The organism is Mucilaginibacter sp. P2_D11 (assembly GCF_056404435.1).
Map to the genome: position 1 here is coordinate 13,537 of NZ_JBFUEA010000013.1, position 25,876 is coordinate 39,412.

Annotated in this window: 22 protein-coding genes; 18 read left to right on the forward strand and 4 right to left on the reverse strand. The window is 46.9% G+C overall.

Annotated features, from left to right (window positions below; translation table 11 throughout):
• Positions 1–19: 19 nt before the first annotated feature.
• The 14 genes from AC1DXC_RS19805 (at position 20) to AC1DXC_RS19870 (ending at position 11,909) form a co-directional block, all read left to right on the forward strand.
• Entirely contained in the window at positions 20–1,279 is a 1,260-nt protein-coding gene (locus AC1DXC_RS19805) for a hypothetical protein (protein WP_477460913.1), read from the forward strand.
• Between the two features lie 4 nt (positions 1,280–1,283).
• On the forward strand, positions 1,284–1,841 hold the full coding sequence (locus AC1DXC_RS19810; RefSeq protein ID WP_477460914.1) for a phage tail protein: 558 nt from the start codon (positions 1,284–1,286) through the stop codon (positions 1,839–1,841).
• 22 nt (positions 1,842–1,863) lie between these two features.
• A complete protein-coding gene (locus tag AC1DXC_RS19815; protein ID WP_477460915.1) occupies positions 1,864–2,424 on the forward strand; it encodes a tail fiber protein in 561 nt (186 codons plus the stop codon).
• Positions 2,425–2,497: 73 nt separating this feature from the next.
• Entirely contained in the window at positions 2,498–3,031 is a 534-nt protein-coding gene (locus AC1DXC_RS19820) for a phage tail protein (protein WP_477460916.1), read from the forward strand.
• A gap of 56 nt (positions 3,032–3,087) precedes the next feature.
• Positions 3,088–3,726 carry a phage tail protein gene (locus AC1DXC_RS19825; RefSeq protein ID WP_477460917.1) on the forward strand — a complete coding sequence of 213 codons (639 nt, stop codon included), beginning with the start codon at positions 3,088–3,090 and terminating at the stop codon, positions 3,724–3,726.
• 30 nt (positions 3,727–3,756) lie between these two features.
• Positions 3,757–4,353, forward strand: a complete 597-nt coding sequence (locus AC1DXC_RS19830; RefSeq protein ID WP_477460918.1) for a phage tail protein — start codon at positions 3,757–3,759, stop codon at positions 4,351–4,353.
• Between the two features lie 100 nt (positions 4,354–4,453).
• Complete coding sequence (locus AC1DXC_RS19835; RefSeq protein ID WP_477460919.1) at positions 4,454–5,005, forward strand: phage tail protein; 552 nt, start codon at positions 4,454–4,456, stop codon at positions 5,003–5,005.
• A 12-nt stretch (positions 5,006–5,017) separates the two neighbouring features.
• Entirely contained in the window at positions 5,018–5,560 is a 543-nt protein-coding gene (locus AC1DXC_RS19840) for a phage tail protein (RefSeq protein WP_477460920.1), read from the forward strand.
• A 54-nt stretch (positions 5,561–5,614) separates the two neighbouring features.
• Positions 5,615–6,136, forward strand: coding sequence for a tail fiber protein (locus AC1DXC_RS19845; RefSeq protein WP_477460921.1), 522 nt, complete (start codon positions 5,615–5,617; stop codon positions 6,134–6,136).
• Positions 6,137–6,626: 490 nt separating this feature from the next.
• Positions 6,627–6,926 carry a hypothetical protein gene (locus AC1DXC_RS19850; RefSeq protein WP_477460922.1) on the forward strand — a complete coding sequence of 100 codons (300 nt, stop codon included), beginning with the start codon at positions 6,627–6,629 and terminating at the stop codon, positions 6,924–6,926.
• A 10-nt stretch (positions 6,927–6,936) separates the two neighbouring features.
• A complete protein-coding gene (locus AC1DXC_RS19855) occupies positions 6,937–9,498 on the forward strand; it encodes a DUF5686 and carboxypeptidase-like regulatory domain-containing protein (RefSeq protein WP_477460923.1) in 2,562 nt (853 codons plus the stop codon).
• 46 nt (positions 9,499–9,544) lie between these two features.
• Positions 9,545–10,021: a MarR family winged helix-turn-helix transcriptional regulator gene (locus tag AC1DXC_RS19860; protein WP_477460924.1), complete on the forward strand. Its 477-nt coding sequence runs from the start codon at positions 9,545–9,547 to the stop codon at positions 10,019–10,021.
• A gap of 158 nt (positions 10,022–10,179) precedes the next feature.
• Entirely contained in the window at positions 10,180–11,097 is a 918-nt protein-coding gene (locus AC1DXC_RS19865) for a ChbG/HpnK family deacetylase (protein ID WP_477460925.1), read from the forward strand.
• A gap of 122 nt (positions 11,098–11,219) precedes the next feature.
• A complete protein-coding gene (locus tag AC1DXC_RS19870) occupies positions 11,220–11,909 on the forward strand; it encodes a hypothetical protein (protein ID WP_477460926.1) in 690 nt (229 codons plus the stop codon).
• Here AC1DXC_RS19870 and AC1DXC_RS19875 read toward each other — a convergent pair.
• Positions 11,906–12,244, reverse strand: coding sequence for a hypothetical protein (locus AC1DXC_RS19875; protein WP_477460927.1), 339 nt, complete (start codon positions 12,242–12,244; stop codon positions 11,906–11,908). The genes AC1DXC_RS19870 and AC1DXC_RS19875 overlap by 4 nt on opposite strands.
• Before the next feature lie 108 nt (positions 12,245–12,352).
• Between AC1DXC_RS19875 and AC1DXC_RS19880 the strand changes: the two genes are divergently transcribed.
• The 4 genes from AC1DXC_RS19880 (at position 12,353) to AC1DXC_RS19895 (ending at position 24,495) form a co-directional block, all read left to right on the forward strand.
• The gene (locus AC1DXC_RS19880) at positions 12,353–13,003 is read left to right on the forward strand and encodes an NAD(P)-dependent oxidoreductase (RefSeq protein WP_477460928.1); all 651 of its coding nucleotides are present in this window, start codon (positions 12,353–12,355) and stop codon (positions 13,001–13,003) included.
• A 307-nt stretch (positions 13,004–13,310) separates the two neighbouring features.
• Positions 13,311–16,727, forward strand: coding sequence for a T9SS type B sorting domain-containing protein (locus AC1DXC_RS19885; protein WP_477460929.1), 3,417 nt, complete (start codon positions 13,311–13,313; stop codon positions 16,725–16,727).
• Between the two features lie 465 nt (positions 16,728–17,192).
• The gene (locus AC1DXC_RS19890; RefSeq protein ID WP_477460930.1) at positions 17,193–20,600 is read left to right on the forward strand and encodes a T9SS type B sorting domain-containing protein; all 3,408 of its coding nucleotides are present in this window, start codon (positions 17,193–17,195) and stop codon (positions 20,598–20,600) included.
• A 457-nt stretch (positions 20,601–21,057) separates the two neighbouring features.
• Entirely contained in the window at positions 21,058–24,495 is a 3,438-nt protein-coding gene (locus AC1DXC_RS19895; RefSeq protein ID WP_477460931.1) for a T9SS type B sorting domain-containing protein, read from the forward strand.
• Positions 24,496–24,601: 106 nt separating this feature from the next.
• Here the strand turns inward: AC1DXC_RS19895 and AC1DXC_RS19900 are convergent, their stop codons facing one another.
• The 3 genes from AC1DXC_RS19900 to AC1DXC_RS19910 form a co-directional block, all read right to left on the reverse strand.
• The gene (locus AC1DXC_RS19900; protein WP_477460932.1) at positions 24,602–24,784 is read right to left on the reverse strand and encodes a hypothetical protein; all 183 of its coding nucleotides are present in this window, start codon (positions 24,782–24,784) and stop codon (positions 24,602–24,604) included.
• Between the two features lie 193 nt (positions 24,785–24,977).
• Positions 24,978–25,457 carry a GyrI-like domain-containing protein gene (locus AC1DXC_RS19905; protein WP_477460933.1) on the reverse strand — a complete coding sequence of 160 codons (480 nt, stop codon included), beginning with the start codon at positions 25,455–25,457 and terminating at the stop codon, positions 24,978–24,980.
• A gap of 60 nt (positions 25,458–25,517) precedes the next feature.
• A complete protein-coding gene (locus tag AC1DXC_RS19910; RefSeq protein ID WP_477460934.1) occupies positions 25,518–25,682 on the reverse strand; it encodes a hypothetical protein in 165 nt (54 codons plus the stop codon).
• Between the last annotated feature and the right edge of the window lie 194 nt (positions 25,683–25,876).

Below are 25,876 nucleotides of genomic sequence, written 5' to 3' on the forward strand. Positions count from 1 at the left end.
TAAATAATTAAAACAAACAATGAGCACAAACACAACTCATAGCACAGATAGCCCGATAGTAGCTTCTTTATATCCACCGAAGGTAAAAATATCAGCAACAGATACCCAACAGGCCTTCGATGCCATCATCGTGATTATTGAAAATACCGGGCCCGATGTTTACCTGAAGCACGTGCAAATAGACCTCCCCGTAGGCCCGGATGAGAACCAACTGGTACTGGATAATACCGAAGGCGACATACAGCCGGAGGACGACAAGGACTCGCCATGGAAAATAGACAAAAAAGGAGATAAGGCGCATTTTGAAATTAAGCCCAAGGTTTCCGGCGTAACGAAAATACTGTTGGAATCTAAGAAAAGCTTTAGCTTTAAGCTAAACAATGTCATCTTTAACTATAAAGAGGGGACCGCGCAAATTACGGTGAAGGTAGCAGTAGATCCGGATACGAACCTGGAATACAAGTTGGATATTACCAAGGTTATCAATACCGAGGCCAGGCTGATTTTCACTATCGACCACCAGACGATAGACCCGGGCACTGTTTGCAACCTCAATTGGGATGGCGATTTTATTGATACTTACACGCTATCATCGTCTATCAGTCACGATAAAACGGAGTATAAGAAGCATGGTGGCTTGCAAGTTAGCCCAACGCGCACCACCCAATACATCATGGACGCTAAGAGCAAAGACACCAATTTGCAAATACAGCGTACCGTTACCGTTTTTAACCCTTTGCTTTCTCCTGTTAAGGTTAGTGCCAAAGCTGTAGACAAGGGGGAATCGGTAGAGCTTACCTGGGCCACCGAGTATGCTGATGGGGTAAAACTGGAGTGTACTGATAAGAGCATCATCTTGAAAGAAAAATATCCGCCGCAGGCACCCGGAAAGTTGCCGGAGCCGGCTCCCCAACCTGAAAGGGTATTTATAGGGCCCATCACCAAACCAATAACCATTACTGCCTGGGCCGTAAAAGGATCGGTAGAAAGCGCTAAGCAGCACCCGAACGTAGTAATTAACCCACCCTTGATAGAGGCTTTCAATATTACCGCAGAGCCGTTAGCGGCCAACAAAAAATGCAGCTTTAAACTCGATTGGAAGATAAAAAACTACAGTTCTTTCGAAATAATAGAACAAAACGGTCACACGCAGGATATCAGGTTGCCTATACCCGCCGGTGCAGTTGAGTTTGTGGTTGAACCCGCGTACGAACAAACTAAATATAAACTGAACGTTTTCGAGATAGCCACAAAAAAGGGGGAAACAAACGAAGATTGATATTATGGAAAATACAATCAGGACTGCCACACAAGAGGTAACCGCTATAATAAACAATATGCCTGTGGGCACTATAATGCCCTTTGTGGGCACAGATGCCAAACTTGCAGCTTTAGATGCGAAAGGATGGCTGCTTTGCAACGGGCGCAGGGTAAGCAAAACCAAATACCCCCAATTATTCGACACCATAGAATACATGTGCGGCGGCGAGGGGAACGAATTTGATTTGCCCGATCTGCAGGGGGTGTTCCTACGGGGGGTAGATTCAGCTGATGGGGCCAAACAACGCGACCCTGATTCGGCCGAACGCACATCGCAAAGTAGCGGAGAAAAAATAGGCCGCAGGGTTTTAAGCCGCCAGAGCGATCAGTTTGCCGAGCATAACCACAATATCCACATCGTGGTGCATCACGATAACATACACATGGCAAATAAACCCGAATACTGGAAACCGGCAGTAGACGTAAAATTAGAGAACACATCTAACGCAGGCGGCAAAGAAACGCGGCCCAAGAACGTGTACGTGTACTATATCATATTTGCGGGGCTGCCAACCTCTTAACCATTAATCAAGCTAATACACGATGGAAACGATCACTAATGGGCTGGTAACGGCCGACGCTGTAGCCAATATATTTAATTTGCCTATAGGTACCATAATGCCCTTCGTGGGCGATAAAGATGCAGCTTCAGCGCTGCGCAACCAGGGCTGGCTGCTTTGCGATGGCGCGCTGGTAAGTAAGGATAAGTACCCGCAGTTGGACGCTGTGATGAAGAATGCGGCCGGTGCAAAGGGAACTGATTTTAATTTACCCGATTTCCGCGGCTTTTTTATGAGGGGACACGACCCGGACGCAAAGATGGACCCCGATGCTGCCAACCGCACCCGCCAGGGCGAAGGCGGTAACGACGGCAATAAAGTGCTTACCCAGCAGCCCGATGCCATGATAAAACATGTGCACGGCTATAGCAGGCATAAGGCCGACGGCGTTTACTCTATAGGCAAACCCGAAGGTGGTTACCACTGGGATAAGTTCGTAGCAGATGCCGGTGACACCTTCGAAGCGGGTACCAGCGTAGAAACACGCCCCAAAAACGTAACGGTAAACTATATCATATTTGCCGGTTTGCCTAAAACCGCATAACCCGCCTAAATAATTGATGATGGAAGATCTACTAAGAAGCGTTGCAGCGCCCATAAATATTTGGCCCATAGGCATGATAACACCTTTTTCGGGAGATAAAGGCATGATTACTAAACTGGAAGCTGAAGGCTGGTTGCCCTGCGACGGCAAAGAATTGGCCCAGGCAGCCCATCCCCGTCTTTTTCAGATATTAGGATACAAATGCGGTGGGGCATCCCCAAATTTTTGCGTGCCCGACCTCCGCGGCGTGTTTTTACGCGGTGTAGACGGCGAAGGCGCAATTAGCCGCGACCCGGATGCGGCTACGCGTAAAAGTCACACCTCTGATGCGCTGGCCCCTAACCAGGTTTTATCCCGCCAGGATACGGAGGTAAAAAGCCATGCCCATATAATGCCGCAGGGTTCGCAGTGCGAAGAAAAAGCACATGCCTTCGGCAATTGGATGTATGGATCGCATGGGTACCAAAGATTTGATAGGGCCACGGCAGTAGACGAGCTTGTTACTACTGAAACGGGCGCTGCCGAAAGCCGTGGGGTGAACGTATCCGTAAACTATATCATTTTTGCCGGCCCTGCAGTGAAGCCCGCTTCAACCCAAAACCTTTAATAGAAAATGTATTTGCGGCTGCTGCCGGCATCGTAAACTTTATAAACCCAATAAACATGGAAAATGAAAAGCATGAACCGCTCGTATCACAAACAGTGTCTGCCCGTATTGATGCATTGCCTGTGGGTACTGTAGTGCCCTTTGCCGGGAATGATGAAACAGCAGCAGACCTAAGCGGCATTGGCTGGTTTCTATGCAACGGGGCAACGCTGGGCAGGAATGATTTCCCCGTTCTTTACGACATATTAGGTTACACGTGTGGCGGCAAGGGCCTAGGCTTCTGTGTGCCCGACCTTCGCGGCGTGTTTTTGAGAGGGGTGGATGTACCTGCAGGAGACGCCGGAACACACCGCGATCCCGATGCGGATAAACGCACCAGCCATACTTCCAATGAGGAGAAAGCTCCCAATAAGGTTTTATCGCGCCAGGTTGATGCGTTAAAAAGCCATAAACATAATATACCGAACGGGCCGGTGTATGTAGACACTATAACGGTAGGGGCGTCTTTGTTCGATCAATCGCCCCCAACACTTTATCTGCAAAGGTTTGACAGGGCGACGAAAGAAATTATACTCCCAACGCTTGATACCGGCGGCAAAGACACCCGCCCGGTAAACGTATCGGTCAACTATATCATTTTTGCGGGGTTGCCACGAAATAAAGAACAATTGATACAGCAGGCGCAACCGGCATAGCCAACATTAACCCTTATAAGACAATAATATATGGAAAATAGAGAGCATGAGCCGCAGCCGAAATCGGTTACGCAAGCTTTTATAAATACAATGCCGGTGGGCACCATAATGCCTTTTGCAGGCGATGCAGAGGCAGCCCGGGAACTGAATGAATACGGCTGGTATTTGTGCGACGGTACCGGAGTAGGCCTGGCAGGCCACCAACGCCTTTTTAATATATTGGAAGAAACATGCGGGAAAAAAAACATGGAAATCGTCCTGCCCGACCTGCGCGGCACATTTTTAAGAGGGGTAGATGCGCTCGACGAAAAAGAGGGCACCATCCGCGACCCGGAATCAGGTGTGCGTACGCGCCATAATAACGGCGAAATAATTGGCAATAAGGTTTTATCGCGCCAAGCGGATGCACTTAAAAGCCACAGGCACGAAATAGAGCATGGAAAGGGCTCGCGGTATGCGGATACAGTAAAGGTAATGATGGGCGATTCGCATGAGTTCGACAATTTCCACAAAGCAGCGGAAGGACAAACTATCTCCACGGCCGATACCGGGGGGAAGGAAAGCCGCCCGGTAAACGTATCGGTAAACTATATCATTTACGTAGGCTTAAACAACAGCCCGCTATAAAATGGGTTAGCCCGGTGAGTAAGGCATTGATAAACTACATTGTTTTCGCGGGTTTGCCGGGGTAATCAACTAATGTAAACGACATAATATATTTCATCAAATGGAAAATGCAATAATAGCAACAGCCGAGGTAACCGCACATATAGAGTGTTTGCCAATTGGTATGGTAATGCCTTTTTTTGGCGATTTAACAAAGCTTTCCGGGCTTACACACAGAGGTTGGCTGCATTGCAACGGCGATATGCTGAACAAGGATATCTTTAATCAACTGTTCGATGTAATTGGTTACAGCTGTGGCGGAAGCGGGGCCAGTTTTGCTTTGCCCGATATGCGTGGCGTATTCGTGCGAGGTGTTGATGGGGGCAGAGGGCAGGACACCGATAAGGATAGCCGCACCCGGCAAGGCAGTGAAGACAAAATTGGCGATACCGTCGGTAGCTACCAAAAAGACGAGTTTAAGGCCCATAAGCACAGTACCGAGATCTATAAGAACGACGGCTTTCAACTGAATGATGCCAAAACCGGTTGGTGGCCACCCAATCAGTATAGGCCGCAGGATTCTACGACGGTTGGGGGCAGCGAATCGCGCCCCAAAAACATCTCAGCCTACCACATTATTTTCGCAGGATTACCTAAACAAACCCAAGTATAAAAAGAATACATTATGCAGAGCGATAACACAACAGCGGCTGATACCGCGCAACTGTACAACGTACCGGTTGGCACCGTAATGCCATTTATGGGCAACGCTGCCAAACTTGAAGCATTGAAAGCCAAAGGCTGGCTTTACTGCAACGGCGACGCCATTAACAAGAATATGTATAACGACCTGTTCGACGTGATCGACTATAACTGCGGCGGCGGCGGCGATAATTTCAATCTGCCGGATATGCGAGGCGTATTCGTGCGGGGCGTAGATGGCGGCAGGGGGCAAGATACAGATAAGAACGACAGGACTAAACAAGGTACCGATACCAAAACACCCGATGCCGTAGGTAGCTATCAAAAAGATGAGTTTAAGGCCCATAAACACGTTACAGAGATTTATAAGAACGACGGCTTTCAGCTTGATGATGCCAAAACGGGCTGGTGGCCGCCACACGTTTACAAACCACAAGATTCTACAACGGTAGGAGGCAGCGAAACCCGACCCAAGAACATATCGGCATACTACGTTATTTTTGCCGGGCCGCCAAAAACTGTTTAACTAATTGATTTAATAAAGATATGGAAGTAAACGATTTAAAAGCTGTAACAGATAATGCAACTGCCAACCAATATCTACAATATGCCGGTAGGCACGGTAATGCCTTATATGGGCTTGTTCGAAAATTTGATAGGGCTGCGCGCTCAAGGCTGGCTACCCTGCGATGGTACGGCATACCTGCACACCGAATTTCCCTTGTTACACCTAGCAATTGGAAACTCCAGTGGTGGCGATACCAGCAGCTTTAACGTACCCGATTTGCGCGGCGTTTTTATAAGAGGTGTAGACCGGGCCGAGAATCCCCGCGACCCCGATTCTGGTGCCCGCGAGGCACAACACCCGGGAGGGTTAGCCGGTAATAACGTGGGCAGCTACCAGGGCGATGAATTTAAAAGCCATAACCACACAACAAATGTATGGAAGCCTAAGATTGGGTGGGACGTACAAAGTCCTACTGGCGACTGGTGCCCGCCACATGATGAAAAACCAGTGGCCTCAGACAGCAAGGGCGGAAACGAAACCCGCCCAAAAAACGTAGCTGCTTACTACATTATTTTTGCCGGCTTGCCCGCCTGATAACATTCCTTTTCCTCCTGATTAATTATAGGCCTCGCTCTGTTTATCAGACCGGGGCTTTGTTGTTTACTACCGCCGCTTTGGCGAAATACCAACCCCAGCGTTCGTTGATTATCGAAATACCGTTAATGTGGCTTTTGATTTTATTATTTAATTTATTGATTATCAATTAGTTGATTATCTGGCGTGTCTTTGGGTTGTAGTCATCCAAATCACCATTTGCAAACGCATGTCATCTACCAAAATCAACCTTTCGTCAGGCCCTTAACCATCTTGAGGATGGGGCTCTTTTCTCATCTTAGTGTCATAAACACACCCGGTTTGAAATGTTTGTCCTGGCTGGCCGTCTACAATCGTAACAGCAAAAACACACAGGATGCTCACAAAATTCATTTTAGTGTCACAAACACACTAATAGTCAAAATAATCGTAAACTAAGTTGACCATATTAGTCAACTTAGTTTACCTTTGTGCTATCATTTACAAAGTCATGAAAAACGTTGCCACCTACCAAACAGATACTACCGCAGCCGCTGCCAACAGGGCCGCAAATGCTACCCTTCTAAAAACGTCTGCCAAATATATGGTAGAGGCACTGGGTGAGGGTATCAAGCAAAGCCTTAACGGTATGGATATCAACGTGGAGTTCATCACCCTAACCGTTCGCAGCGTAGCGCATGCATCGGGCAAAGGCGTAAAAAAGCTAATAGAAAAATACGGCGCCGCGGGCCGCCAACTGGCCCAAAAGCGTTTCCATTATAACAGTACAACTACCTTATCTCATTCCTAATACCAATACAATGAAAACGATTTTCAAACCGCTCATAAAAAGTTTTATTTTATTACTGCTCTCGTTTGCGGCCATTACCAGCCTGCACGCGCAAAACACCGTAGTAAAAGGCATTATAACCGATGCCAAAACGCATAAGCCCATGCCTTACGTAACCGTAACGTTTGCGGGCAGCACTATTGGCAGCGGCACCAATACCCAGGGCCGCTACAGCATCAGCACTACCGAAAAATACAGCCAGATACAGATAACCTTCGTAGGCTTTAAAACTACAACCCGCACCATAGAAGCCGGCAAAGAGCAGGAAATCAACATCGCCCTGATAGAAGATAACCAAACGCTGAACGAAGTGGTGGTAAAATCGGGCAAGAAGAAAAAATATACCAATAAAGATAACCCCGCCGTTGCACTGATACGCCAGGTGATTGCGCATAAAAAACAAAACCAACTGGAGGACTACAACTTTGCCGAGTACAAACAGTACGAGCGTATGAGCTTTTCGCTGAGCAACCTGAGCGAGAAATTCAAGAACAAACGCATATTTAAAAACTACCAGTTTTTGTTTAAAGAGCAGGATTCTACGCTCATCGGCGGTAAAACATTGCTGCCGTTATATCAGGAAGAAAAACTATCTGATAACTACTACCGCAAATCACCATATGCAAAAAAGCAAGTGATATCTGCCAACAAACAGGTGAAATACGATGAAAGCTTCGTAGATAACCAGGGCCTCACTACATACTTTAACCGTATGTACCAGGATATCAATATCTATGATAACAACGTATCGTTGCTGAGTAATCAACTACTGAGCCCGATAGCAGATCACTCGCCCGATTTCTATAAATTCTTTATTACCGATACCCTCAAGGATCAAAAACCAAACCTGATAGAACTGAGCTTTACGCCGCGCAATACCAACGGCCTGTTATTCGAGGGGAGGATATACATTACTATGGACGGCAACTACGCGGTGCAGAACGCGGTGTTGAATGTAAACAAGAACATCAACCTCAACTTCGTTCGCCAGATGCAGGCCACGCTTGCCTTCGAAAAAAACAACGATGGCAAATACCACCTGAGCCAAAGCGATTTGAAGATAGAGTTCGGTATCAACAAAAATAAAGGCGGCGGCGTATATGGCGAGCGTTTGGTATCTATCAACAACTTTGTGGTAAACTCGCCCCGTACAGATGATACTTACAAAGGCCCCGCGCAGGTTTTTGCAACTAACGCCGACGATAAAGACGATAAATATTGGCTGATGAGTCGCCCCGACACGCTCGATGCAGCAGCTGCCAGCATCTACAAAAATATCGATAGCCTGCAAACTATCCCATCGTTCAAAAAAACCATGGATATTGCTACGCTGGTGCTTGCCGGGTATAAAAATTATGGCAAGTTTGAGGTTGGCCCCGCCAATACATTCTACAGCTTTAACCCGGTAGAAGGCTTCCGCCTGCGTTTAGGCGGTCGCAGCACGCCGCAACTGAGCAAGCGCTATTACTTTGAAACTTATGGTGCCTACGGTACCAGGGATAAAGAGTGGAAATACTTCTTAAGCAGCACTTATTCCATCAATAATAAATCCATCTATTCGTTCCCGCAGAATTATATAAGGGCAAGTTTCCAGCACGATACCAAGGTGCCGGGCCAGGAACTGCAATTCGTGCAGGAGAGCAGCGTGCTGCTATCATTCAAGCGCGGTGCAAACGATATTTGGCTGTATAATGATATCTTCCGTTTGGATTACGTGCACGAATTCAGCAACCACCTTTCGTATGCTATCGGTTTCAAAAAATGGAACCAGGATGCAGCAGGTGCGTTGAAGTTTCAGAACCTGCTGCCAAACGGTAACCTGAACGATGTGGGCACTATCCACACCTCCGAGCTTTCAGCATCTTTGCGCTGGGCCCCGCACGAGAAATTTTACCAGGGCAAACTATACCGCACGCCTATACCTGATAAGTACCCCATTTTTACCTTGAACTATGCACAAGGCGTTAAGGGCCTTGTGGGCGGCGATTACAATTACCAAAACGTAACGGCCAATATCACCAAGCGTTTCTACCTTTCGCAATTGGGCTTTACCGATGTAAGCACAGAGGGCGGCTACTTGTTTGGCCAGGTGCCTTTCCCCTTGCTGGATATTCACCACGCCAACCAAAGTTATGCGTTCCAGCTGTACTCGTACAACTTAATGAATTTTCAGGAATTCGTGAGCGACCATTATGCCAGCATTAGCATAGACCATAATTTCAATGGCTTTTTGTTTAACCGCGTGCCTTTGCTTAAGAAATTGAAGCTGCGCGAGATTATCGACTTTAAAGCACTTTGGGGCGGCGTACGCAGCGAGAACGACCCAACTAACAATGCCAACCTCCTGCGTTTCCCATCGGGGGCTAACGGCGGTACCTATGCGCTGGGTTCAACCCCGTATATTGAAGGAAGCGTTGCCGTAGGTAACATCTTCAAGGTGCTGCGGATCGACCTGGTAAAACGCTTTACCTACCTGGATAACCCCGGCGTATCTGAGTACGGTGTAAGGGCCTTTGTTAAGTTCGATTTTTAATGTATATTCGTTTAAACCAGTTGTATCTTTTAATCGTTATATAATCATGGCAGACGACTGCAACACAATTGAAGATTCTAAAAGGATCACCTGTAAATTGGTGTACCTGCTGAAACGTTCGATAGACGATTGGAGCATGAAAAAGCTCTGCCGCATGGATAACCCCGATTTCAACAATGCGCATATCCCTTTTTTTATGAGCATAGGTACAACAGGTATTACTAACAATGCACTGGCTGGTAAGATGGGCGTAAGCAAACAGGCAGCCAGCAAAATTGTAAAGGAATTGGAAGCCACTAACATGGTACGAAGCGAAAAAAGCGCTGAAGATGCCCGCGCCTCTATGCTTTATTTAACCCCGCAGGGAGAGAAATTTTACCTGCACTTAAAAAAACAGGTAGATAATTTAGAGAACGAATACAAAAAGGTAGTTGGCGTAAAAAACTACGAGGCTGCTATAGACGTAATGCTTAAGCTGGTGAAATTCCACGAGGATTATAATTGCGCGGGAGAGCCGGTTTAGCCATATAAAGGATAATTTTTAATCGATATATAGTTTTCAATAAGAGCCACGGGGATATTCCTTGTGGCTCTTATTATATTAGGCAAACTCAGATCCATTCCCTTCGTTATTTGGTTTTAATTGGCGAGATTAGGGCATCTCACAATTATAAAGTCCTTATGAAATTTCCTCTTAAATCATGCTTCGCGATAGCCCTGCTACTCGCCTTCGCGGTTAATCTTTCGGCACAAAATAAATTGCCGCAACTGTTGATACGGCTGGATGATATAGGCATGAACCATTCCGTAAACATGGCCATGGAGCAGGTGGCCAAAACGGGGATGCCCTTCTCTGCTTCGGTACAGTTTGCCTGCCCCTGGCACCAGGAGGCTGTGGCCATACTGAAGAAGAACCCGCAGATAAGCGTGGGCGTGCACCTTACGCTTACTTCCGAGTGGCGGTATTACCGTTGGGGGCCGGTGCTGGGCAAAGGAGCTGTGCCCAGCCTGGTTGATGGGGTAGGATATTTCCACCAGTCAACCGGCGATTTTGCGCACAGCGGCTACAAAATGGAAGAGGTGGAGCGCGAGCTCACCGCCCAGATAGCGCGCGCGCTTGCGACGGGACTGAAAATTACCTATCTCGACCCGCATATGGGCGTTGCGCTATCCACTCCGGCCATGCGCGCTCTTACCGAAAAGCTGGCCCATAAATATAAACTGGCCATATCGCCGCTAAGTACGGTAAGCTATTTCGGCGAAACCTACCTGGAAATGTGGGGCGAACCCGTAGCCACGAAAAAGAAAGCATTTTTGGCCTATGTAGGAGGAAAGCTGAATCCAACGCGACCCAATCTGGTAGTGATACACGTTGCCCAAATGGGGCCGGAAATGGATGCATTGTTTGATATGAACGCCGGTATGATGAATACCAAAGAAGGCAAACCCCTCACCAGCCTGCACCGCCAAACCGAACTGAATATGCTGCTTTCGCCCGAGTTTAAAGCCATGCAAGGGAAGAAATTCGTGGTAGTAAACTATGAGCAAATGTTGAAAGGTAAAGATATTAGTGTGTTGAATGCGGTGGATGGGAAGTAGGGGCTGCGGATGTGCAAATTTTTGATTTCAGATGTGCAAATGCGAAAAGGGTGCGTTATTCACGCGTCATTGCTTCGTGCCCCGCTATGAAGTAATTGTTAATATGATAACTAAACAAATAAATGAATAGGTCATTTTCTTTTCCGGCAATTTTAATTTTTAGCGCTCTTTTACTCTCAATGGAGGCAAAAGCACAAAATATACCCGGATACTCCGTTTACAAAGTGGGCGACTTTATAGTTTCCTCCAGGCAACCCATGAAGGTGGATTTCATGATGAAAAATACGCAGTTTAAGAATGCGCTAAACAAGGATACCTTGTATGATGATGGCAAATATCTCATTTTAGGTAATTCGGATGTGCTAGCGGGTGTGTATAAAAAATACAAAGTTCCATATGATTTTTCGGCTTATAAAGTAAGTGTTTATAAAGGCAAGCTCGCCCAGCCCGATTTTAGAACAGATACCGCAGCTTGGGAATTTCGCACCCAAATAAGAAGTCAATGCAAAGAAAATGGAATTAATTTCGCAGGACATTTTACTGTGGTACAATGGGGATGTGGCACTGAATGTAGCGAATTTGCAATCGTTGATAGGATAACCGGGCATATATATTACTCCAGTATTTATCATAGTGGAATAAATTATTTGTTCAACACATTACTTTGCAAGCCTGACAGTAATATGGCAATTATGAACGACTGGATGCTGGACGGATTTAAGGGCTATGTTTATTGTGACAGGCCCTACTGGAAATTAAAAGTAGTGGAGTGGGTTGACTTTAAGTTTCGCGTTTTAACAATTCAAGATTAAACCGGTAACGTCGGGTCAACCTTCGCGGTAACTTTTTTGTAGATAGAAAACCCGCCATAAGCGTAAACCACAGCAATAAATACATATACCCAAATGGATATGTTTCGCCCGGCGAATATCAGGTAGGAGTAGGGGATGCTGAAACATACACAGGCAATGAGCAGCTGCGTCATGAACGGTTTTTTGTTGCGCATGTTTTTGATTACCCAGCCCAAAAAGAAAAAAAATAACGGCTTACTTACCAAGTAAAGTATAGCAAGCAGCAATGGATTTACATCGTGCTCTTCGCCGAGGCTGAACAGCCAATCCTTAAACATTTCCAGGTATTCCATCATTGGATGCAAGGTAGGGTTTTCTGCGCAATTTGCAATGCTTTGGTCGGCGCGATAATCCTTCGTATCCGCATAAAATGGCTAGATTAGTGCTTTATAAACCACCTTATTATGCGCGTATTGATTTTAGGTGCCACAGGCCGCACCGGCAAACTGCTGTTGCAAGAAGCTCTGTCGCGAGGTTATACCGTAAATGCATTGGTGCGCGATAAAAGCAAGGTGCCTACGAATTCTGCTTTAACCTTGTTCGAGGGCCTACCTACCGATAAAGCCGCCTTAAGCGGAGCTATGGCCGGGTGCGAAGCGATACTAAGCGCATTGAACATCTCCCGAAATTCTGATTTTCCCTGGGCTAAGCTGCGTACGCCAGCCAATTTCCTTTCCGTAACAGCAAAAAATATCATTGAGCTTGCGCCGCAGCACAGCGTCAGCCGGATTATCCTCACTTCGGCATGGGGAACCAACGATACACGAAATGATATCCCCTGGTGGTTTAAATGGGTGATAGACAGCAGCAACGTAGGCTTTGCCTACCACGACCATGAACGCCAGGAGGATTTATTCGCCTCATCGGCTTTAAAGTACACCATCGTTCGCCCCGTCGGGCTTATCAATTCATCAAAAATCAAAGCCGTTATCGTTAGCCATGATAACCAACCCCGGCCACGCCTTACCATCAGCCGGGGCGATGTGGCTAAATTTATGCTACATGTACTGCAGGACGATCTTCTTTCGCGCCGGATGCCCGTAATATCCTCCTGAAAATATTTAATCCAGACGGTTTTAGGATACCGCTAATTAACTGTGAGTTTTTATTTTTTTAATATACGGGTGGCCTTTTTGCTATCGCACTTGTATTTATATGTATCATATTTATTACAAAGCAATTTTGTTATTATTTATAAATGATATAATAGTTCAAACATTTATATTTGGAGCATACAAAGCCGTAACCTACTGCTGTTTAGATTGACTAGGCACAGTTATTTATCACAAATTATATTCGCTGACCGATTCAATAAATCAGCAATCACGTACACCCGTTTTCGCACACCTATAACATACTGATATGATGAAAAACCTTACCTCATCGGCAATTTTATTGCCCAAACTTTTCTACAGGAAAGCTAAAGCAATAACGTTGGCGCTCGTGCTAACCTGCGCCGCTATTTCGGCGTTTGCCGCTAAATCGATCCCGATTTCAAACAACAGGCATAATGCGGCATTTGCATCCACCATTACTTCCTTTGCACCCTCATCGGGTGCTCCGGGTACGCTGGTTACTGTAACAGGTACCGGTTTTACCTCGGCATCTACGCTTATTATCGGCGGTAAGCCTGCCATAGTAACCTCATTTACTGCTACGCAAATTGTAGGGATGGTAATGCCGGGCGCTATTACCGGTAAGGTAACCGTTAATACCGGTGCCGATGTGAATTCAGCAACCAATTTTACCGTAACGCCAACGCCGTTCCCTTCAGTACAACAAGGCGCAAAGCTCATCGATACTGCTATACGCAGGATAGGTTATGGGGCAATGGTATTAACGCAACAGGGTTTATCGGTTGTGTTGAGTGCCGATGGCAATACGGCCGTAGTTACGGGTTCAGCAGGCGGCTCCTCTTATGTTGGCTACCTGGTGTATACACGTTTAAATAATAAGTGGAGTGTTTCTACCTCTTTTGACGCCGACTTCGATGGCCAAAATAACTTGGCCCTGAGTGCAGATGGCAATACCGTATTAATAGGTAGCGAACTGGGTGCGTCGCGACCAGCAAAGTTATACAGGCGTACCAACAATGTTTGGGGAGCCCAGGAAACCCTGAAAGATTCGGTAGGGAGTACTGTAGCGCTTTCTGCCGACGGCAAAACAGCCATATTAGGCAAGCAAACACGCGGTGGAAATTATGGCGGCGGCGGGTATACGCCACGAGGCATAACTATAATGAAACTGGTTGGCAATACCTGGCAGGCACAAACTGCACCGGATGTGCCTGTCGATTCCGCACAGTTTGAAGTATATCACCAGACGCAATATGATGAAAACGGAGAAATGATACCTTACGAACCACAACGTTATTACGCTTATTCAGGCAGCCCGGGCAACCTGGTAACGATAAGCGCCGATGGTAAAACAGCAGCATCAGTGTCTTTTGGTCTCTTTGGAAGGTACAGTTACAGATTTAGTATCGGTTATACCGTAATTTACGCGCTTACCCCCACCGGATGGGCTGTACAAACTAAACTTCCGCAAAGCTATTCTATAAAATTGAGTGCCGATGGTAACACGTTTGTTGCCGACGGTAACGTTTACGTTCGCACGGGCAATAGTTGGTCGTTACAGCAACAATTAGCAGTCAGCGGAGGCGTCGCTTCTTTAAGTGCAGACGGCAACACTGTGCTGTTTACCGACGAACATTTGGTAGCCTACACCCGTACCGGTGCCACCTGGACACAAAGGACAGTTCTGCCGGAAAATCCGCCGGCTATAGTTGACGAGAGTGTTACCGGCAGAACGGCCGCGCTAAGCGCCGATGGAACAACAGCTTTTTTAGGTGTTCCCGGCGATAAAGCAGTTACAGTAAATGATGCCAGTGGTAATCCCTTTTCGTTTGCCGGATCGGTAACGGCTTACGCAGTAATCCCGCCCGTTATTCGCCCAACCGGTGTTGCAACTAATATTACTTTCTTTCCGCAAGCGCCTGATAGTATTCAATTTTCGTTTAAGAACGGCAGCGGTTCGGAACGCGCTGTATTTATTAAAGAGGGCAGCACAGGTTTCCCAACAACAGTTGATGGCGTTGCCTACACAGCCAACCCGAAATTTGGGCAGGGCACACCCGCCGGAGCGGGCTGGTATTGCATTTACAATGGGCCCCACACGCGTACAGATGCCATCCCGCTTATGGCCGGGCTTAAACCCAGTACACCGTATATTATAGCGATAGTAGAATACAATGGTAAATATGGTACCGAAAAATATGCTACGGCAGGCGCTACCGGTAAAGTAACTTCTGATGATTTAAACATACGGGCAAAAAACGTGGCGTTCTCTAATACCACCGGCACCACAACCACCCTAAGCTGGACAAACGGCAGCGGTGTGGGCCGCATGGTTTTTATGTCGACCACCCCATTTGATAGTGGTGCGGGCCCGTTAGACGTTTATTACTCTCCTAACACCAGATACGGCTCGGGCAACCAGGCAAACGGCTATTACTGCGTTTACAATGGTACAGGCAATACCGTAAACATTACCGGCTTAACAAGCGGCCAAAGGTACCGGGCAATTGTTTATGATTATAACGGCAGCGTGCAGGCGCCAAGGGTAATAAAAGTATACGAAGTAACTGAATCCGCTGCAAATGTAGTAACACCAATGGCAGCGCCAACAGGCTATGCCACTGGCTTAACATTCAGCGGAACCACTGCATCAACCACTACCATGAGTTGGACAAACGGCAATGGCACATCGCGCGCTGTATTTATTAAAGCGGGGACATTAGGTTTCCCGGCACCGGCCGATGGCGTATCATATGCAGCCAATGCCAACTTCCCCGTGGGGGCGCAAATTGGCACTACGGGCTGGTATTGCGTTTACAACGGAACGGGCTCATCTGTAAATATCACCGGGCTTACAGCAAACACCAATTACCATACTGCAGTGGTTGAGTATAATGGCACAACCGGCAGTCAAAAGTACCTCACCAGCAAAGGAGGCCCGGCAGATGTTAAAACACTGGCGCCACCAACCGGCCCGGCAACTCCGCCAACGGGCTATGCAACAAGTTTAGCGTTCAGCAATACTACATCCGCGTCAACTACTTTAAACTGGGTGAGCAGCAATGGCAGGGCACGCGCGGTATTTCTTAAGCTGGGTACCAGCGGCGCACTGAATGTTGTACAAGCCACCACTTATACCGGCAACAGTAGTTTTGGTGCAGGCTCGGTAGTTGGTACGAACGGCTGGTATTGCGTTTATAATGGCACAGGCAACAGTGTAAATATCACAGGTTTAGCCGCAACAAGCACCTACCGGGCCATTGTGCTGGAATATAACGGCACAGCAGGTACCGAAGGCTATAACCTAAGCCGGTATAACGGGGCAAATGTTACCACCACAGTAGCCCCAACTATGTTACTTACTACCAATCAGAAACGCTTGCTTGTAGAGCAGGACTTATTGGCAGACGATGCAACGTCGGGATTAAACGTCCATCAGGGGATGTCGCCCAATGGCGATGGGCAGAACGATGTATTTACCATAGATGGCATCGGTGCCTACCCGCAGAACACGGTTAAAATTATAAATAGCAACGGCGACATAATATATATAGCCAGCGGTTATGATAATTATCTTAAAGCGTTCGACGGGCACTCGGCAAACGGCACCCTGCAAAAAGCAGGTACTTATTTTTATTCGTTAGAGTATAAAAAGGGAGCGGAGGTGATAAGGAAAACCGGTTACCTGATCCTTAAGTTCTAATACACCGATAATGGGGTATCCACATTATTTATAAGCAAATGCCACGCAGAAAATACTGCGTGGCATTTGTTTTTTTAAGCCTCTGATGGCGTTTTCTTATCGAATTTAATAAGTAAAGTGAAAATCGTTCAATAACTGCCCAGTCAATTGCATGGGTTTAAAGAAATTATCCGCTTAAAAGGTGATTTTATAATCGTGAAGTTATTTTCTCTGCTTGAATTTCGTTTTAATTACATGCTCTAATATTGCCCCAATATTTATTAAATTTTAGCATTTCATTCAGGTGATATATAAGTTAAATATATATATTTGGCATATACAAAGCCGCAACCAGCTGATGTTTAAAATTTTAAACACTTAGTTATATAAAAACAACCTTATCACATCTGTCGATGCCTATTTAAAAAGTATGTGCATTTATTGGTGAATACTTAGTAACTCCATTGTACACAAATACTTTTAAATATGATGAAAATCCTTACCTCATCCACAATTTTATTGCCCAAACGCTTTTCGCCAATACTTAAAAGCGTAATTGCCACAGCAATCATATTATGCATCAGCATAATGGTATCCTTTGCCGCTACCATCACATCCTTTTCGCCGGCTTCGGGGGCACCCGGTACGTTGGTAACCGTAACAGGCAGCGGGTTTACATCGGCTTCAACACTCACCATCGGCGGCAAACCGGCAATAGTAGTATCGTTTACTAATACCCAAATTCTTGGTATGGTAATGCCCGGAGCAGTTACCGGTAAAGTAACCGTCAATAACAGCATAAATTCTGCCACCGATTTTACGGTAACCGAAACGCCTTACCCGGGCTTTCAACAGGGCGCAAAGCTTATTGATACGGTTAAACGAGCTCTTGGTTTTTATTCACCCTTTGTTGCTCAGGCGCAAGGTGCCTCTGTAGTGCTGAGTGCCGATGGCAATTCGGCTATCGTAAATGGTAGTGGCTCCTACACTTACCCGAGTTATCTTTTTTACGCCCGTACAAACGGCATATGGGCAGTATCCGCAGTATTTGGCACCAGTTTCAGAGACCCGGTTTATGGTAATAACCTTGGTTTAAGCGCAGATGGCAACACCGCATTAGTAGGAGAAAATATGGGGGGCTCGTTACCGGCGAAGCTGTATAGACGTAATAATGGCGTTTGGGCAGAGGCCGGCACCTTAAACGATTCTCTGGGCAGCGTAGTTGGGCTTTCTGCCGATGGCAAAACGGCTATTTTAGGTAAGCGGGTGCGGGGCGGCAGTTACGGCGGCGGCAGCCATACCGCAACGGGTATCACTATAATGAAATTGATAGGCAATACCTGGCAGCCACAGCAGGTGCAGGACGTTCCTCAAAAAACGGAAACCAAAGTGCGCTACAGGCCGTTTAATCCGTCTGATTATGACGAAGATGGGAACCTGATTAACCCGCCCGATTATTATACGGTGAGTAGGAGCGTACCCGGCAGCTTTGTGGCTATAAGTGCCGATGGTAAAACGGCTGCAGCATCCTCTCATGCAAACTATGGCCGGTACAACTATCAGTTCAACCTGGGTTACACCGTTATTTACGGGCTTACATCAACCGGTTGGACAGTACAGGAAACATTTCCGGAATCTTACTCATTAAACCTGAGCGCCGATGGAAACACCTTGTTGGCAGATGGGGTTGTTTACATCCGCAACGGAAACGCCTGGAGCCAGCAACAGCAATTACCCTACGGCGCGGGTTCTATCAGTGCCGATGGCAACACGGTTATGTTTGCCAGCGAAACGCCAACAGTTTTTACCCGTACAGGCACCACATGGGTGCAAAAGCAGGTAATGCCACCAACCTCTCCCGCTGCGGCGTATAGCACTATTGCGCTTAGCGCCGATGGTGCAACAGCCTTTTTGGGGGCTCCGACCGATACCACGCGTACGGTAACAGAGACGTACTGGGGCGGGGAAATTCATAGCCCTGTAGGTTCGGTAACCGTTTATGGCGTAAAACCCTATAACCCGCTAGATCACGCCATCGCTATAACTTTTTCAAATACAACCGATAAAACCACCACCTTAAGCTGGCCACGCGGAAACGGCACTACCAACCGCGCGGTGTTTTTAAAGCTGGGTACGGCAGGCTTGCCTGCACCGGTTAAAGGTACAGCCTATACCCCTGATAGCGTTTTCGCAGCGGGCAGCTTGGCGGGTACCGGTTGGTATTGCGTTTACAATGGTAAAGGCGGCTACGTAAATATTACAGGCTTAAAAACCGGCACCACCTACACGGCATCGGTAGTGGATTATACCGGCAGCGCCAGAGCCGAAACCTACCAGGTAACCGGGACTACTGCGCGGGTAACTACGCCTGTTGTAGCACCGGTTTACCCTACCAGTGTAGAAGCTTGGTTTGCTAAAAACCGTGCAACAATGGTAGATATTAAGGCCTATCCTAGTGAGCCACATCCGGTGGGATATGCCCTATTTGTGAAAGAAATGATTAATATAAATGTATTACCAGGGCTACCTTCGCCCGGGAGTGCCTCTTATGCAGCGAATACTAAATTTGGTGCCGGAGAACAAATAGGCACCAGCGGCTGGTTTTGTGTGTATAATGGTTCATTTACTCCTGAAGCAGTAACTGTAACCGGCCTTACACCCGATAAAGCTTACCGCATTACGGCTGTTGCCTATAATGGCAGCATGGAAAACCCGGTTTATGAAAATGCAGACTACCTGGAATATGCGAGCACATCATGGAGGATGTACACTTTTGATCCGCCAACAGGATATGCCACAGCTTTGGCATTCAGTAATACCACCGCAACATCCAGTACACTAAGCTGGACCAACGGAACCGGCGCTTCGCGTGCGGTATTTATCAAAGCCGGCTCGATGGGTGCCCCTCAACCTTTAAATCAGTATCTATACGAGGCAAGTAACCCGTTTACACAGGGTAGCCCGATTTACGATGGTACCGGTAGTTCAGATTGGTATTGCGTTTACAACGGTACGGGTAGTTCTGTAAACCTAACAGGCTTGTCGCCTGCTACAACCTACCGTGTTGCCGTGGTAGATTATAACCACGACAACAGCCCCGTGCCTATTAGCTACGTGGAACGCTTTAACGGCGCAAATGTGACTACATTGCCGGTACCGGGTGCACCTGCAACTCCGCCAACTGGTTATGCAACAAGTTTAGCGTTCAGCAATACGGCGGCAACTTCAACCACTTTAAGTTGGGTAAGCAGCACTGGCGCTAAACGTGCGGTGTTCCTAAAAAAAGGCACGAGTGGCGCGCTTAATGTTACGCAAGGCACCACTTATAACGCAAATAACACATTTGGGTTAGGTACGCAAGCAGGCACAAATGGCTGGTACTGCGTTTACAATGGCACAGGCAGCACTGTGAACCTCATGGGTTTAAATGCCTCCAGCACCTACCGGGCTATAGTGCTCGAATATAATGGCACGGCAGGCGCAGAAGGCTATAACTTGAGCAGGTATAACGGCGCAAACGTTACCACTACCGTGGCCCCGGCCCTGATACTTACCACCAACCAAAAGCGCTTGCTGGTAGAGCAGGATGTACTGGCAGACGATGCAACGTCTGGATTAAACGTCCATCAGGGGATGTCGCCCAATGGCGATGGGCAGAACGACGTATTTACCATCGATGGCATAGGAGCCTATCCGCAGAACACGGTTAAGATTATGAACAGCAATGGTGACATGATCTACAGCGCCAGCGGTTACGATAATTACCTTAAAGCTTTCGACGGGCATTCGGCAAACGGTACCTTGCAAAAAGCAGGTACGTATTTTTATTCGCTGGAATATAAGAAAGGCACGGAGAGCATTAGGAAGACTGGTTATTTGGTTATTAAATATTGATAATAAACACGCTATGGAGCGGTTTATAAATCTGTAAAAACGATACTTCGGCTAAAATTAGCGAGTCTGCTTTGTATCGATTTTTAATAAATACACTAAGAGGCCGTCTCATACGCAGGTGTGAGGCAGCTTTCTGGCTTAATGCTTTAATTCATTTTTAACCTGCAAATTATTCGCTATTGTTCCCATTAATATTTATGATAGGCATATAATCTTTATATTCCATCAATTAATATTGGTTTATATACCTACCAATAGGTATTGTTGCCTTTTTTTCTGAAACATACGCCGAAAAAATATATATTTGGTATATACAAAGCCGCAACCAACTGGCATTTAATTTAATACTCGTCAGTTATATAATTAACCTTATCACATCTGTCGATGCATATTTAGAAAGTATCTGCATTTATTGGTGAATACCCAGTAACTCCACTTGCACTTAACAAAGCTAAATATGACGAAAGCCCTTATCTCATCCGGAATTTTATTGCACCAATTTTCTCGTTACAAACTTAAAGCGATTGCTTTGGCGCTGGTTTTGGCATCTGCTACATTGGCGGCCATTGCTTCAAAGCCAACTGTTGTTGCAGATAGAAGAAGTAGTAGGGCATTTGCCTCAACCATTACATCCTTTTCACCGTCTTCCGGGGCACCGGGTACTTTGGTTACCGTAACAGGCAGCGGGTTTACATCGGCATCAACACTTACTATCGGCGGTAAGCCCGCTATAGTTACGTCATTTACTGCAACTCAAATTGTTGGTATGGTAATGCCGGGCGCAGTTACAGGTAAAGTGGTAGTTGCCAGTGTAACTTCTGCCACCGATTTTACCGTAACCGAAACGCCATACCCGGCTTTTCAACAAGGCGCAAAGCTTATCGATACAACAATCCAATACGGCCCTTACAACGTGAAGCAAACATCTGCCCTGGCCGCTGATGGAAACTCAGCACTTGTAAACATCGGCTCAAGCTATCTTTTTTATACCCGTAAAAACAAAACGTGGACTGTTTCTTCAGCATTTATAGGCAGTAACGGATACAGAACAGTTAGCAATTACCTTGCTTTGAGCGCAGATGGTAGCACCGCATTAATAGGAGACGACGCAGGGCCTGCTAAGTTGTACAAGCGCAATAATAGCGCTTGGCAAAATGCCGGTACGCTAAACGATTCTTTAGGTAACGTAGTAGGGCTTTCTGCCGATGGCAAAACAGCCATATTAGGTAAAAATGCGTATGGTGGCAGTTATAGTGGCGGCGAAACTGGCCTGGGTATCACCATCATGAAACTTGTTGGCAATACCTGGCAGAAACAAGAGGTGGCGGATGTTCCAAACTACACAGAAGAGCATGTGTACTTTGGTATGATCCGTTTTGATGAAGAGGGTAACGTGACCAACACCCCTCAATATTATACGGTGGGTAGGGGATCTCCGGGCAACCGCGTGGCCATAAGCGCCGATGGCAAAACGGCCGCAGCATCCTCTTTTCAAAACGCCGGGCGTTACAACCGCCTGTTTAACCTGGGTTACACCGCTATTTATAAGCTATCGTCAACAGGGTGGGAAGTGCAGGCAGTGCTACCGGAATATCGTGATTTTAAGTTTAGTGCCGATGGAAATACTTTTTTGACAGGCGGACTTGTTTACGTTCGGAACGGGGCTGTATGGAGCCTGCAACAGACATTACCCTACGGCCGGGGGGTTATGAGTGCCGACGGCAACACCATTGTATTTGCCGCCCCAACGCCTACTGCCTTTATCCGTACAGGCGGTGGCTGGGTACAAAAAGAAATACCTGCGCCAAACCCGGCGGCTGTTGCAACAGAGAATACTTTGAACAATATTGCCCTTAGTGCAGATGGCGCCACTGCATTTTTCGAGGTCCCGGACGATGCAACACGCAAGGGCCAATCTGGATTGCCGCTTGGTTCGATAACCGTTTATGGTACCGAACCATATAACCCACTTGATTACGCTACAACCATATCATTTTCAAACACAACCGCTACCACCACCACTTTAAGCTGGCCTCGCGGAAACGGTACTACAAATAGGGCTGTGTTTTTAAAGATGGGTACGGCAGGTTTGCCTGCAGCTATTAACGGTACAGCATATACCCCCGATAGCTCATTTATGTCGTTTAACTCCTGGCTAAAAACAGCCAGTGTGGCCGCTACCGGATGGTATTGTGTTTACAACGGAAAAGGAGGCTATGTAAACATTTCAGGACTTAGAACCGGCACCACCTACACGGCATCGGTAGTGGAGTATACCGGCAGCACCGGAGCCGAAACCTACCGGGTAACCGGGGTAACCACCAGGGTAACCACGCCTGTTGTTGCTCCTAATTACTATACATTTGTACGTGCCACTCCCGGTAAAAACCCTGCCACGATGATGAGCATCGAATACTCTCCTAATGGGCCGATGCCGGTTGGGATTGCCATATTTGTGAAAGAAATAGGTTTAGCCAGCAGCATTTTTTACCCATATAATTATAGTGAAATACCTTTGCCCGGAACAGCATCTTACGCGGCAAACAATAAATTTGGTACAGGCGAACAAATAGGTGGTAGTGGCTGGTTTTGCGTTTACAATGGCGAATATTCGCCGAACGTGGTAGGCGTAACCGGTTTGCGGCCTGGTGCATATTACCGTGTTGTTGCTGTTAACTATAACGGAAGCAAATCAAACCCGGTTTATGCTGAGCCAGACTATAGGGGTAGTACGGGCGATACATACAGAACAAATAGCTTCGACCCGCCAATAGGATATGCCACGGCTTTAACATTCAGTAACACCACAGCAACATCAAGCACATTAAGCTGGACTAACGGCACAGGTGCCTCGCGCGCGGTATTTATCAAAGCTGGTTCGTTGGGTGCGCCCGGGGGCTTGGATGTAAATTTAAATAGCCCCGAAGCAAGTAATCCATATACGCTGGGTAACCCAGTTTACCAGCAATCGGGCAACACAGACTGGTATTGCGTGTATGCAGGTACAGGCAGTTCCGTGAATTTATTAGGCTTATCACCTTCAACCACTTATCGCGTTGTCGTAGTGGATTACAATGGTGGCGACGGTGCATCACCTGCAGCCTTTGTGGCGCGTTTTAATGGCGCAAATGTAACTACCACGGCACCCGTTGGCGCACCTGCTACGCCGCCAATAGGCTACGCAACAGCTTACGTTTTCAGTAACACCGCAGCAACATCAACTACCTTAAGCTGGGTAAGTAGCAATGGCACTGCGCGTGCGGTATTCCTCAAAAAAGGCACTAGCGGCGCACTTAATGTACTGCAAGGGCATGCTTACGCAGCCAGTAATATATTTAGCCTTGGCGATATGGTAGGCACTAACGGCTGGTATTGTATTTATAACGGCACTGGCAGCAGCGTAAGCATAGCCGGCTTAAGCGCATCAACCGCCTATAGGGCAATTGTGCTTGAGTATAATAAAGTTACAGGCGTTGCCGGCACAGAAGGCTATAACCTAAGCAGGTACAACGGAGCCAATGTTACCACTACCGTGGCCCCGGCGCTGATACTTACCACCAACCAAAAGCGCTTGCTGGTAGAGCAGGATGTACTGGCAGATAACGCCACGCCCGATTTGAACGTACGCCAGGGGGTATCTCCTAACGGAGATGGGGCGAACGATGTCTTCACCATAGATGGCATAGGCGCGTACCCGCAGAATACGGTAAAGATTATGAACAGCAATGGCGACGTGATCTACAGCGCCAGCGGTTATGATAATTACCTTAAAGCTTTCGACGGGCACTCTGCAAAAGGAGATTTGCAAAAAGCAGGTACTTATTTTTATTCGCTTGAGTATAAGAAGGGTGCAGATACGATACGGAAGACCGGTTATCTGATAATCAAATATTGAGATAAGTAAGCGGCCCGATGGCTGCATTTATAAACAGCAAACGGCCACCGGGATTTCCCTTGTGGCCGTTTGTTGTTCATGATGATATACGTGCCTATCGGCTGCGTTAGGCCCGCTCTTCGCCCTCTTTGTTAAGCAGCTCCAATTTGCCATCTGCGTTAACACCGTAGATGGAATGTATTTCTGTTTGTGCCTTAAAATCGGGCTCTCGTCGTTTGGTGCGTGGGCCAATCAAGGGCGTCAACACCAAAAAACAAGTAACAATGATTTGTATAATTACGTCTTCCATATCGATAAAGGCGGGCCTCCTATTTATTAAATATATGTTAAGGAAATAGCATGCTTAATATAAGCATAATTTTAAAAAGAAGCCATTTTTTGCTTCCTTAACATTTGGTAGCTGTAGTTTGTTGGCCAAACTAATTATTAGTCCGCTAACAGAAGGTAAATGTTACATTGCCTTTATATTAATGCCTTAAACGCTATATTTTGCTTATCGGTATCCATATCTCTTCTTCGCTATCGGCGCTATCGCTTTTATACTTCTCGCCCATAACCGCAAAATGAGGCCTTTGGGCAACTCGGTAGCCCGAGGTAGGCAGCCATTCGGTAAAAATATAGCGGTAGGTTTCGGGGCCGTTTGCGGCTGGGCCGTAATGGGTAAATACGGCATACAAGCCCGAAGGCATGTTAAGGATTTCCATATCCGCGGGTACATCGAAGGTTTCGGAAACCTCAACGGCTGCCCATTTCTCGAATGAAGCGGCTGGATTAAAAGTATCGAAAAATGCGTCGGGGTAAACCTCTATCGAGTAAAGCTCCGTACCTATGGTATTGCTTATTTCCTTTCGCCGCGGCATAAAACCGCGCCAAAGTTGCCTGGTTTTGTTATTGATGTACGACATATTGATGCGCATGCCGCAGAATGGCTTAGCTGGCAGGGTTTCGAAACGTGGCTGCATAGCGGGCAAATCTCGCGAACCCACTACAGAATAGGAAATTTTATTTACGGATGGGCGGCGTTAAATCCGGTCCTCGTCGCGGCCATGTTTTTCAGGCTGGGTGCCTTGCTCGTTCATGTCGCTCTCAAACTGCTTCTCGTCTTTCATGTTTTTGCGCACCAGCAAAAAAATAATCAGCAAGGCTACTGCAACAACAATGGCCACAACGGTATAATCGATTTGCATATGTTTAAGATTTAATTGGCAGATGCAGAGGAAGGGGTCGAACCTTCAATATGCTGCCGTTTCAGCGCCCTGCTTAAACTCTAAAATTACCATGCAAATATACGTTGCGGTTTAGGGGTATTTCTGATTAATTAATAACTTAACAAAGAATTAATCAAACTAGTGCTTGCCAGAAGCCGGATGCAGTTATGACG

Bases quoted from the DNA above. Each gene is read 5' to 3' on its own strand.
- AC1DXC_RS19905 (WP_477460933.1), bottom strand. From the start codon at position 25,457: ATGCAGCCACGTTTCGAAACCCTGCCAGCTAAGCCATTCTGCGGCATG.
- AC1DXC_RS19845 (WP_477460921.1), top strand. From the start codon at position 5,615: ATGCAACTGCCAACCAATATCTACAATATGCCGGTAGGCACGGTAATG.
- AC1DXC_RS19850 (WP_477460922.1), top strand. From the start codon at position 6,627: ATGAAAAACGTTGCCACCTACCAAACAGATACTACCGCAGCCGCTGCC.
- AC1DXC_RS19885 (WP_477460929.1), top strand. From the start codon at position 13,311: ATGATGAAAAACCTTACCTCATCGGCAATTTTATTGCCCAAACTTTTC.
- AC1DXC_RS19870 (WP_477460926.1), top strand. From the start codon at position 11,220: ATGAATAGGTCATTTTCTTTTCCGGCAATTTTAATTTTTAGCGCTCTT.
- AC1DXC_RS19875 (WP_477460927.1), bottom strand. From the start codon at position 12,244: ATGATGGAATACCTGGAAATGTTTAAGGATTGGCTGTTCAGCCTCGGC.
- AC1DXC_RS19825 (WP_477460917.1), top strand. From the start codon at position 3,088: ATGGAAAATGAAAAGCATGAACCGCTCGTATCACAAACAGTGTCTGCC.
- AC1DXC_RS19880 (WP_477460928.1), top strand. From the start codon at position 12,353: ATGCGCGTATTGATTTTAGGTGCCACAGGCCGCACCGGCAAACTGCTG.
- AC1DXC_RS19810 (WP_477460914.1), top strand. From the start codon at position 1,284: ATGGAAAATACAATCAGGACTGCCACACAAGAGGTAACCGCTATAATA.
- AC1DXC_RS19840 (WP_477460920.1), top strand. From the start codon at position 5,018: ATGCAGAGCGATAACACAACAGCGGCTGATACCGCGCAACTGTACAAC.
- AC1DXC_RS19910 (WP_477460934.1), bottom strand. From the start codon at position 25,682: ATGCAAATCGATTATACCGTTGTGGCCATTGTTGTTGCAGTAGCCTTG.
- AC1DXC_RS19835 (WP_477460919.1), top strand. From the start codon at position 4,454: ATGGAAAATGCAATAATAGCAACAGCCGAGGTAACCGCACATATAGAG.
- AC1DXC_RS19860 (WP_477460924.1), top strand. From the start codon at position 9,545: ATGGCAGACGACTGCAACACAATTGAAGATTCTAAAAGGATCACCTGT.
- AC1DXC_RS19900 (WP_477460932.1), bottom strand. From the start codon at position 24,784: ATGGAAGACGTAATTATACAAATCATTGTTACTTGTTTTTTGGTGTTG.
- AC1DXC_RS19820 (WP_477460916.1), top strand. From the start codon at position 2,498: ATGATAACACCTTTTTCGGGAGATAAAGGCATGATTACTAAACTGGAA.
- AC1DXC_RS19890 (WP_477460930.1), top strand. From the start codon at position 17,193: ATGATGAAAATCCTTACCTCATCCACAATTTTATTGCCCAAACGCTTT.
- AC1DXC_RS19865 (WP_477460925.1), top strand. From the start codon at position 10,180: ATGAAATTTCCTCTTAAATCATGCTTCGCGATAGCCCTGCTACTCGCC.
- AC1DXC_RS19895 (WP_477460931.1), top strand. From the start codon at position 21,058: ATGACGAAAGCCCTTATCTCATCCGGAATTTTATTGCACCAATTTTCT.
- AC1DXC_RS19830 (WP_477460918.1), top strand. From the start codon at position 3,757: ATGGAAAATAGAGAGCATGAGCCGCAGCCGAAATCGGTTACGCAAGCT.
- AC1DXC_RS19805 (WP_477460913.1), top strand. From the start codon at position 20: ATGAGCACAAACACAACTCATAGCACAGATAGCCCGATAGTAGCTTCT.
- AC1DXC_RS19855 (WP_477460923.1), top strand. From the start codon at position 6,937: ATGAAAACGATTTTCAAACCGCTCATAAAAAGTTTTATTTTATTACTG.
- AC1DXC_RS19815 (WP_477460915.1), top strand. From the start codon at position 1,864: ATGGAAACGATCACTAATGGGCTGGTAACGGCCGACGCTGTAGCCAAT.